This is a genomic window from Agrobacterium rosae, from assembly GCF_002915175.1.
Taxonomy (GTDB): domain Bacteria; phylum Pseudomonadota; class Alphaproteobacteria; order Rhizobiales; family Rhizobiaceae; genus Agrobacterium; species Agrobacterium rosae.
Window position 1 is genome coordinate 130,113 of the sequence record NZ_NXEJ01000010.1, and the last position, 11,012, is coordinate 141,124.

An 11,012-nucleotide genomic window follows, 5' to 3' on the forward strand; every position below is an offset into this window, starting at 1 on the left:
GGAACATGGCGACGCGAAACGGGTTCAGATGCAACCAAAGCCTTGATCGAAACCGCACTGTGGTGTCCAAAGATAAGGTGCAACGAAAAACCGATATCCTTGAGTGCCACAAAACATCCCTTGATTTGGTTTGCCCTCAACGCAGATACGTGGTTTTCAACGCCGATCCGCAGAGCGGCAGAGTTTACAGCGTGGGCAGGCGGATAACCCAACATTCCTGTTTTTAAAAACAATATCTCAAGACGGGAATCAAGGCACACCGGCTGTGAGCTTGCCGATGAAATCTCTTCCGCAGAACGATCATCACTACAATATTGACCCTATCGGTCTCCGGATCGGGCCAACTGCTCCCTTGGCAGGGTTCCGCCCACAGCGGGCGTTCTCGGTCATCGCTGACACCAACGACGCAGATATCGGCCGACAGCAGACGCCCCACTCCACGAAGTTGATAGGACACGAACCTTTGACAACCTATAACGTGACACTCGAACTCTAAGAAATCGCGGCGATCGAGCAGCGGAAGGCCGATCTGGAAAGAGAAGTCGCGGAGCGCACTGCAGAACTGGACGCCAGTTAGTAGAGGGGTGAATGTTCGGTGCTGATTGCCAATCTTCTCGGTTTAAGCGGATCATTAACCACCGTCGATTTCATGTGATATTCGACATCGGTCCTGCACTATCGTTGCATCAGTGCGAAAATGGCTCCGAATTAAGACGCTGCAGGTGCCTAATGAAAACACTCATCTCCCGTGCGGTCTGGGTGTCACCACGCCGCTTCGCGACCTCCACACCCATGATCCAAGCAACCTCGGCATCATCAAGGCGGCCGAGAAAGCGCAGCGCAACGCCCAACGATTTCCATGCGGCAGAATAGTCGAGATCATGCTCCGTCGCTTGATCAGGATGTGCGATCTCGCCGGCAGCGCCGCCATCCTTCATGAGCGCATTACCTCGTCCCAAGCGTAGCATAGCATTGTCGTGACCTTGCTCCAACTTTAGCTCGAGCCGCTCCCGTAAGCCGTTTAGCGCAGAACTCATGATCGGCTTGTCAAGCTAGTTGGAATGAGCGGCAAATCGGGTCTGTCGGCCTCTCCTTTCTTTCCGATTAAGAAGTGGTCGCCATTGCGCAGATCCTGCACTTTAGAGGTCAACGGGTCATGCGGTGCCTCGGTCGAGGAAAACTCCAGCGTGTCACCATAGGGACTGCTGAAGATCGATACGCCCGCGTCATCGTCCTACCATCAGCTTCCATTCCCATCATCGTGAGCTGACCGTTCTGAAAGAGGAACCCTGGATCGCGGGTCGTTCGTAAAGAGAACAAATTATCCGTCCAATGATGACGTCGATGACGGTTCCTAATGGAAATTACTCATGCCCAAACCTTGGTGATTAGCGGTCGAAAGATATAGCACGGCACTGCCCACGCCTCGCAGGAGCGGCTGTTCTGGCGTGGAGCGGCTTTGAGCCTGCGACGCATCTAGGAAACTCACAAGCGTCTTTTTGATTTCCAGCTGGGCCCAAGTCCTACACCGTCCATTTCAACAAAAGCGATCAGCTCGGTCAGGCTCTCTCGGAGTTAGGCTTCCGTTGGCTGTAGGACTGCATTCAGTCCATCCAGTCGGTTAACTTTTGCCTATGCGTGTGAACAGCCGGTCAAATGCGAACGAAATTGGCAACGAGCCAGACAAACTCGATTTTGACGGTCACCCAACCGGGACATTCAGGTTAGCGAATTATATTAATTATCTTGGTTTATATTCGTGCCAGCAATTTCCTCATTCCAGGCGCGCGCGATGATCAATTTTTTTGCTTCCAACTCCAATCAGGTCCTCTCAGCACTCGACCTCTCTTTTGCCATCATCGAATTTGACACTGACGGCACGATCCTGAGAGCGAACAAGAATTTCTGCGACCTGATGGGATACATCGAGCAAGAGATCGTCGGACAGCATCATCGTATCTTCGTAGAGAAAGAGTATGCTGGTTCCGCTGACTATTCCGCATTCTGGCAAAAACTTCGGGGTGGCACCTTTGAATGCAGCGAGTTCAAACGCATCGCCAAGAATGGCGACGAGATTTGGATCCGTGGCAATTACAACCCTGTTAAAAGTGCCAGTGGTAAAGTGCTCAAAATCATCAAATTTGCAAACGACATCACGCAGACCAAGATGAATGGCCTTGACAGCGGGGCAAAGCTTGCAGCCGTTTCGCGCGCACAGGCGACAATCGAGTTTACGCCCGAAGGCAAAATCCTCGCCGCTAACGAAAATTTCTTGAAAGCGCTTGGATATTCGCTGAACGAGATCGTTGGTCAACACCACCGCATGTTTGTTGAGCCGGCGGAGGCCAACTCCCAGAGATATCTGGAATTTTGGACCCGGTTGCGCATGGGTGAATATGTCGCGGATGAATTTTTGCGCATTGGCAAGGATGGACGTCACGTCCATATCCAGGCCTCTTATAATCCCGTTTTCGATCCTAGCGGAAAGATCATCAAAGTCGTCAAATTTGCAACCGATGTCACAGGTCGCGTCGAAAATGTCGAGCAGTTAGCGCTAGGATTGACGCGTTTTGCTGACGGCGACCTATCGCAGCAGATCGACCGCCCGTTCATTCCCTCGCTGGAGCGACTCAGAACGGACTTCAATTCTGCATCCCAGAAGTTAAAGCTCGCGATGGCGGCGGTTGCCGAGAATGCTCAAGCAATTAGCGCTGGCTCAAATGAAATCCGTATGTCTGCAGATGATCTGGCAAAGCGCACAGAACAACAGGCGGCCTCTGTCGAGGAAACGGCTGCCGCTTTGGAACAGATAACCACGACCGTGAAAGACTCCAGCCAGCGTGCTGAGGAAGCTGGTCGCCTCGTCGCCCGAACCAAAGACCATGCAAACCATTCGGGCGATGTCGTTCGTGAAGCGATCAGCGCTATGGATCAGATCGACGCATCGTCCAAGGCAATCTCCAACATTATCGGCGTGATAGATGAGATTGCGTTTCAAACGAATTTGCTGGCTTTGAATGCCGGTGTTGAAGCGGCGCGGGCCGGAGAGGCCGGCAAGGGATTTGCCGTAGTCGCTCAGGAGGTGCGCGAACTTGCTCAACGCTCGGCGACCGCTGCAAAAGAAATCAAGACGCTCATCACCGCATCTGGTTCCTTTGTCAGCAACGGCGTAACGCTGGTGACGAAAGCGGGTACAGCTTTGCAAGAGATCGCCTCACACGTCGAGAACATCAATGGCGATATTTCAGCGATCGTTGAGGCTTCACGTGAGCAGTCGACAGCCCTCAGCGAAATCAACAGGGCCATCAATACAGTTGACCAAGGCACTCAGCAGAATGCTGCCATGGTGGAAGAACAAACAGCGGCAAGCCATGAACTGGCCAAGGAAGCTGCCGCGCTGTTTGAATTACTTGATCAGTTCCGTTTCGACGGCGTAAGTCGCTCGCAAACGACAAGATTTATCGATAGCAAAAGGCCAGCTGCGTTAAAGACTGCAACATCGACCGTTTCCCGCTCGCCAGTACAACGTCCAGCTACTGTCCCGGCACCTCGTCGGACACCAAATGTTGCATCTGCCACAGCGGTACAGGCAAGCTGGGAGGAATTCTAGGCGGCAGGCATACGGAGCGTCTATCTCTTAAACCCGAGCGAAAATATCCTGCTTGGGCTTCAGAACCCCCGACTGTCGGACGAGCAAGCTTGGCTTCACAAACAGCTGCTTCAAAGTCAGCACTCGTCGGGACAAATAAGCACGCAAGCTCAACATTGTTAGAATAAAAAATTATTTCCATTGCGACGTTTCTACGAAGCGGATGACAGAACACCGCGATGAGGTGCAAGCTGCGGGTTGTTCGGACGTTTTCACCGGATACAAACCGTCTACTGTCTCTCACGCATTGCTTTGGTTGAGAGGCGCTTCCAACGCTATTCAGACTTTCGAAACGCTAATCACACGGTCTACTGTCCTTGGCGGTATTCTCGGCTTCGAATTACTGTGCATTAAGGTTTTTCGCGTTAGCTTGCTTGTGATAATCATTCAGCGAGCAATTGTAATGAGCCATTACCCAATACCAAACGATGACGAGAAACGAATCGAGGTACTGGATAACTTCGCGCTGATGGATACCCCGCCCGAACGGGAATACGACCATATCATACAGATGGCGTCACGGATCTTCGACATCCCGACGGTATTGGTTTCCTTGGTTCATCGTGACCGGCAATTTTTCAAAGCCCGTATCGGGCTCGATGTGTGCCAAACGGGACGAGATGTTTCATTCTGTACCTTTGCAATCATGGAATCCGAAGTCTTTGTTATTCCGGATGCATCCAAAGACGCCCGCTTTCAATCGAACGCGTTGGTTACCGGTTATCCAAACATTCGGTTCTATGCTGGTGCACCACTCATCACGTCTGAAGGGCATGCGCTTGGAAGCTTATGTTTGATCGATCAAAAACCGCGAGAGACATTCTCGGATCGTGACCGGCGAATTCTCCAGGATCTGGCAGTTATGGTCCTCGAGAGAATGGAATTGCGCCGGGTCGAACGTGAGAGTGAAGCTAGCCGCAACAGATTTATCAACATTACATCCACATCTCCTGACGCCATCATCTGCGCAAACGGCAAAAACCAGATCACGTCATGGAATGCGTCTGCAGAAACAATTTTCGGCTATTCTAAAGAAGAAGCGCTTGGGAAGGCTCTCGATATTATTATGCCGGATGCGATGCGCTCCAGACATAGAGCGGGTCTCGCCAGAGTGTCTGCGGGCGGTCCCGCTCGTATCATAGGGACCTCTGTCAATTTGACAGCAAAGCGTCGTGATGGATCCGACGTTCCGATAGAGCTTTCCCTATCGCAATGGAGCGAGGCGGGCGAGCCGCAGTTCGGTGCCATCATTCGCGATATCACAACCCGTTTGGAAGCAGTAAAGCAGCTAAAACACGCTGCTGAATACGACCATCTTACCGGCCTAGCTAATAGGTCAAGTTTAACTCAGCGGATTCGGCAGGCCTGTGACAATCACGAGCCTTCGGCGCTCCTTTTGATTGATCTGGACGGTTTCAAAGACGTAAACGACACGCTGGGACACGCTGCGGGGGACTTTGTCCTTAAGATTATCGCACATCGTCTCCGTGAAACCGTTCCTGCCCACCACATGGTAGCCCGTCTGGGCGGGGATGAGTTTGTCGTACTGATGTCAGAGACGGTGGATCCGCTCAAGACAAGTGAACTTGGCTCAGCGCTGATCTCGGTAATCCAGGAACCTATAGAGTTTGACAACGATCCTATTCACATCGGGGCTAGCATCGGCATTTCTCTCAGATCGGGCTTTGAAGACGAGAGTGAGCAGATGCTTGGGAACGCAGATTTGGCCCTTTATCAGGCCAAGGTAGACGGTCGCCACCTCGTTCGTATTTTTACCCCTGAGCTTCGCCAAGCGGCTTTGAAGAAGGGAGCGATGGGTTCATCGATCCGTCAGGCCTGGGAAAATCACGAGTTTGAGCTCTATTACCAGCCTCAGATCAAACTCAGCGATGGAAGCTTGGCGGGTGCTGAAGCGCTGATAAGGTGGAACCATCCAAACCTCGGCGTTGTCTCGCCCGGTGCTTTTTTGCCTGTATTGGAAGCAAGCCTTCTTGCCGTTCCGGTGGGCGAATGGATCTTGCGCACGGCATGTGCGCAGGCCGCGCATTGGCGTAACGCTGGCTGCGAAAATTTTAGGATCGGCGTCAATCTGTTTGCGGCTCAATTCCGGACACGCGATTTTGCGAAATCGGTCGAGTTAGCGCTTTCGGACAGCCATTTACCGGCAACAGCGCTGGAGTTGGAAATAACGGAAAATATCATTCTGCGGAATGAACAACGGATTATGAAGCCCCTTCATCATCTGCGCTCACTCGGCGTTGGAATTGCTTTTGATGACTTCGGAACCGGCTTCGCGTCGCTCAGCCTTTTGAAAGACTACCCTGTTACCCGCCTGAAGATCGACCGTTCGTTCGTCAGCGGCAGCGAGCGCAATAAGAAAGACGAGGTGATTGTTGAGGCGGTCACCAGACTTGCGGCGGGATTTGATCTAGAAGTCATTGCTGAAGGCATTGAGACCGCCGAACAGGAAGACCTGATGCGGCAATATGCATGCGATGAAGGACAGGGCTATCTCTACGGACGACCAATGACAGCGAACGACTTCACGCGCCTTTACCTCGCGACATCTATGAATCAAACTACGATCAATATTTTAAAATCAATCGCGTAAAAACATTCGAGTCAATTTTTGGTGCTCGGAGCTCACAGACGTGATCCTCCATACTCTTCGCTGAGCATACTGGCTGTCGAGGATGAGGTAGTGGTCGCCATAATGATTGAGGACATTCTGGCCGATGTCCGGCTTCTGATACCGACAGTTATTGGCCCGTCTTGATTGGCCTGAACTGAACCATAAAGCGTGTTCCCGGCGATGTGTTCATCCAATGCGGAGAGCCGCCCAGTTGCTGACTGAGACTGCTGATAAGCTTCATCCCGAGGCTCTTTTTCGTCTCGTTAAAATTGTCTGGTAGCCCGGCGCCCTTGTCGGACACCGAGAAATACAGGTCACCGTTCTCAACGGTGAAAATCCTTAAAACAACTTCCCCAGCGTTGGATTGATAAGCGTACTTAAAAGCGTTGGTAATAAGTTCGTTTGCGAGCAAACCGAGTGTCACCGCCTGATCCGTCTGGATTGTCACCGGCTCCACATCGCACAGAAGCGTATGTTGTCCTGCCATCGTTTCAAGCTGACGACAAAGATCGATCATAAACCCATCAAGGCTGACGGTGTGCACCTCATCTGTGCGCCATAATCTGTCGTGGACCGACGCAATTGTCTGAACACGCGATTGAGCATCTGTTAGGGCCTTGCGAATTTCCTCGCTCGATGAACCTCTGGCCTGCATCGCAAGAAGGCTTCCGACAACGGTTAGGGAATTTTTGACCCTATGGCTGATTTCATGCGTGAGCACTTCTTGGTGCCGGATCGTCGCCTCGAGTTGCTTCTCTTTGAAACGCAGTGTCTCGTCCTTTTGCTTGCGCTGAATTGCGACACCCAGCAAATTGGCAAAACCTTCGAGAAAGGCAGTGTCGGGTTCATCAAATTTGCCTTCGTCGGGACTATCGACCTCAAGCACGCCATATCGTTTACTGTCGGTCTGAATCAGCACGTTTATGGCCCGCTTCACTCCATGTTCGACCAGCAGTGATGGCGTGCGGAACCGCTCCTCATTGTCGAGATGATTGGAGATCACCGGCTTGCCGGTGTGATAGGCAAAGCCTGCCGGGCTTTCGAGGTCGTCGCCAACGGTGGCGTGACCGACAATGCCCGGCCTCCAACCGACACCGGCGCGAACAACAAAGCCCTGACCGCCACCTTGATGTTCGAGCACCTTTGCAAATTCGCTGTTTAACCCAAGCGATGCGACGCGTGTCGCTTCCTGTAGCAGTTCATCCAACGCATCTGTCTTTAAGGCAAAGTAGCCAAAATCTGCCGTCAGCCGCTGCTGGCGAAGCCGATAGGCAAGATCTTCGGCCGGATCGTTCGCCTCCTCAAGTGGGGACGTTTCTACATGGATTTCAGGAATGTCGTTCAATCTTGCACCGTTCCTTTGCCAACACCCAGTGCATCAGTCTGATCAGCGGACGCAAGACCATCAATCGATCGTGTGACACCAGACCACGTCGCGCCGACGACGGCGATCAGCGCTTCTGAATCGTAGGGTTTTCCCAGAATGCCCGCCCCAACCTCCTTCTTGACGCTGGACGTGTCTCCCGTTGCAAAGACGATGGCAGCCGATGGCCGCAACGTTCTTGCTCGACGGGCGAGCTCCGGACCAGAGGCTCCCGGAAGATTGACATCGGTGACAAGGACATCAAACGGTACCGTTTCCAGTGCTGCCATCGCCTCTTCTGCGCTGGCTGCCTCGACCACGATATAACCTGCATCCTGCAGAATTTCGGCCGTGTTCATACGGATCAGCGCGTCGTCCTCCACGAGCAAGACCGTGAGCTGTGCTGTGACCAATGGTGCGGTCGGGATGACGGCCTGTGCTGGCATTGGTTCCTGCTGCGCCTCCGCAGGAACGGACCGTTGGTTGCCTTTCCCCAAAAGAGACCGGAATTTTCGGGCAAGTGCTTCGCGGGTATAGGGTTTTGATAGAAGCTCGACGCCAGCGTCAAGTTTACCGCCGTGGACAATCGAATTCTCGGTATAGCCCGATGTGAACAGGACAGCAATGTTGGGGAGCCGTTCGCGGGCTTTCCGGGCGAGTTCGGGACTTTTGAGTGTGCCTGGCATGACGACATCGGTAAACAACATATCGATGGGAATACCGCTCTCGATGACGTTGAGGGCACTCGACGCATCGACGGATTTCAACACTCGGTAGCCCAAGTCAGAAAGCAGCGCGACGACGGTTTCGCGAACAGCATCGTCATCCTCGACCACGAGAACAGTTTCCGTGCCGCCTGAGATTGGACCGGTATCGACAGCCACCTCGACGTCCTCGGACTGCAGGGCGCGGGGAAGGTAAAGCTTGATGGTGGTGCCTTCGCCAACCTCCGAATAGATTTTGACGTGACCGCCCGATTGCTTGACGAAGCCGTAGACCATGGACAATCCGAGACCAGAGCCCTTGCCTTCGGCTTTCGTCGAAAAGAAGGGTTCGAACACCTTCTCGATTATCTCTGACGACATGCCGGATCCGGTGTCGCTGACGGCGAGCATGACATACTGGCCAGGTGTGACCTCGTCATGTGAGCGCGCGTAGGTATCATCGAGATGGGCATTGGCGAGCTCGATCGTCAGCTTTCCGCGGCCATCCATCGCATCGCGTGCATTGATGGCCAGGTTGAGCAGTGCGTTTTCCACCTGCGCGGGATCGATGAATGTGTTCCAAAGTCCACCGGTTACCACGGTTTCAACCTCGATCGCCTCGCCTATGGCACGGCGCAGCATGTCATCCATTCCGCGCACGAACCGACTGATATTGACGACCTTCGGCTCAAGCGCCTGGCGACGACCGAAGGCCAGAAGCTGGCTCGCCAGCTTCGAGCCACGGGAGACACCCGCCATCGCGTTGGCGACACGGGTTTCTGCGCGCTCGTTGCCAGCAATATCCTTGGCAAGAAGCTGCAGATTGCCCGAGACAACCTGTAGGAGATTGTTGAAATCATGCGCGACACCGCCGGTCAACTTGCCGACGGTTTCCATTTTTTGGGACTGCGCAAGCTTGGCTTCCGCCTGACGCCGTTCATCGATTTCTGCAATGACCCGCGCCTCGAGATTTTCATTCACGTGACGCAGTTGCTCTTCCGCACGTTCACGATGACGCACCTGACGCGCAAGGGTCTCCGCCTGTTCGCGCAAGGCGGCCTCTGCCGCACGTTGATGGGTAATATCGGTGTGGACACCGACCCACTCGACGATTTCCCCGCCTGTATCGAGGATGGGAAGACCTCGAATGGCATACTGTCGCCACGCACCATCGTGTCGCTGCACGCGGTGCTCGTGGACGAACATACTTTTTACTGCAACAGCGGCCTGCCAGGCCTCGACTGTGGCGCCCACGTCTTCAGGATGCACGGCATTAGACCAACCATAACCCTGATATTCTTCCTGAGTCTGGCCAGTCAGAGCGGCCCAACCGTGTTGTTCTCCAACCATCCGGCCATCGGCGCTATTGGTCCAAAGGACGCCATGAACTGCATCCATGGCGGTTCGAAACCGGCCGTTGCTGATGGCAACGACGGCTTCACGTTGTGCCCGCTCCTCGACGTCAATGCCCAGAATGTGCACGCCTGGAACAGAACCGTCTGGTTCTACATGTGGGACATAGCGGATCTCAAGGCGGCGGGTCCCGCCGTCAGCATGTCTCATGTCGGTTTCAGCAACGATTGTTTCCCCCGCCAACCCTTGAGCGATCGACGCCCGGCGATCGTCATAGGCTGCGTCACCGATGACATCGCGGACATGGCGGCCAATCATGCTGCCCGGCTCTACGCCAAACCAATCCCGATACGCGCCGTTGGCAAATCGATAAACATGATCCTGGTCCACATAGGAGATCAGCATCGGCACCGCATCCGTCACACGCCGCAGTTCTGCCTCACGCTCTTCAAGCCGCCTTTCGGCGATAACACGGGCGCTGTTGTCAACAATGGTGCACATGACGCCGCCGACATCACCGTCAGCGTCGTAAACGGGCGTATAGAACAGATCGAGATAGAGGGTTTCGGGGCCATGCGCCCGGTTAAAGACGATAGGCTGGTCGTGGTGGGAAACTGTTTCTCCACGCAGTCCAGCTTCGAGGATCGGGCGGTTCCAGTCCCAGACCTCGGGAAATGCCGCAGCGACAGGTGTGCCAAGTGCCATAGGATGGCGCTCGCCAGCGATTTCACGATAGGCATCGTTGTAAATCATGACATGGTGCGGACCCCACATCAAAACCTTGGCGACAGGCGAGTTTACGATGTTTGCCACCGTCGCCCGCATCTCGGCGCTCCATCCTTCGATGGGCCCCGCCATGGTTTTGAGCCAGTCCTTGGAACGGATCATTTCGCCGCACTCACCGCCGCCTATTGGCCAAGTCTTTGGCACCTGAAAAGGCGCAGGGCCGCCATCCCTCAGACTGCAAAGAGCAGCACGCACCACCTCGCTGGCATTGGCGTAATCGCCTGTTGCCAAGCTGTCGTTGATGAAACCCTCGAGCTCGGGGGTCAGCGAAACATTGCGGGATAAACGTTGAGCCATAAGCTCGTCGTGACATGAGCCAGATGCTGTGTCAATCTGTGCTACAGCGGAAATAGATGCCCTCTCCCATCTACTTGTCAATGGTGGAATGTCGGCCTCGAACGGTCAGCCGCCTCAATAGGATGTCGAACGGCCCCTGAGGGATTATCCTCCGGGGCCGCTACAAACCTTCAATCTACAGGTCGTTTGCCTTCCGCCGCTGGCCAGTCGTTGGCCGGCTCCTCGATC

The 11,012-nt window shown here is 54.1% G+C and carries 5 protein-coding genes; 2 read left to right on the forward strand and 3 right to left on the reverse strand.

Annotation, left to right across the window (positions count from 1 at the left end; genetic code table 11):
• Positions 1-686: 686 nt before the first annotated feature.
• A complete protein-coding gene (locus CPJ18_RS22055) occupies positions 687-938 on the reverse strand; it encodes a hypothetical protein (protein WP_244554527.1) in 252 nt (83 codons plus the stop codon).
• A gap of 854 nt (positions 939-1,792) precedes the next feature.
• Here CPJ18_RS22055 and CPJ18_RS22060 point away from each other — a divergent pair.
• Together CPJ18_RS22060 and CPJ18_RS22065 are read left to right on the forward strand one after the other, a co-directional pair.
• Positions 1,793-3,610, forward strand: a complete 1,818-nt coding sequence (locus CPJ18_RS22060; RefSeq protein ID WP_103660033.1) for a methyl-accepting chemotaxis protein — start codon at positions 1,793-1,795, stop codon at positions 3,608-3,610.
• A 442-nt stretch (positions 3,611-4,052) separates the two neighbouring features.
• Positions 4,053-6,260 (forward strand): putative bifunctional diguanylate cyclase/phosphodiesterase, encoded by a 2,208-nt coding sequence (locus tag CPJ18_RS22065; RefSeq protein ID WP_077123125.1) that lies wholly within the window; start codon positions 4,053-4,055, stop codon positions 6,258-6,260.
• A gap of 148 nt (positions 6,261-6,408) precedes the next feature.
• On the opposite strand, the gene CPJ18_RS22070 is transcribed toward CPJ18_RS22065, so the two are convergent.
• Both CPJ18_RS22070 and CPJ18_RS22075 read right to left on the reverse strand, forming a co-directional pair.
• On the reverse strand, positions 6,409-7,626 hold the full coding sequence (locus tag CPJ18_RS22070; RefSeq protein WP_245445458.1) for a sensor histidine kinase: 1,218 nt from the start codon (positions 7,624-7,626) through the stop codon (positions 6,409-6,411).
• Positions 7,623-10,589, reverse strand: coding sequence for a hybrid sensor histidine kinase/response regulator (locus CPJ18_RS22075; RefSeq protein WP_244554171.1), 2,967 nt, complete (start codon positions 10,587-10,589; stop codon positions 7,623-7,625). The genes CPJ18_RS22070 and CPJ18_RS22075 overlap by 4 nt, the downstream gene beginning before the upstream one ends.
• Positions 10,590-11,012 lie beyond the last annotated feature (423 nt).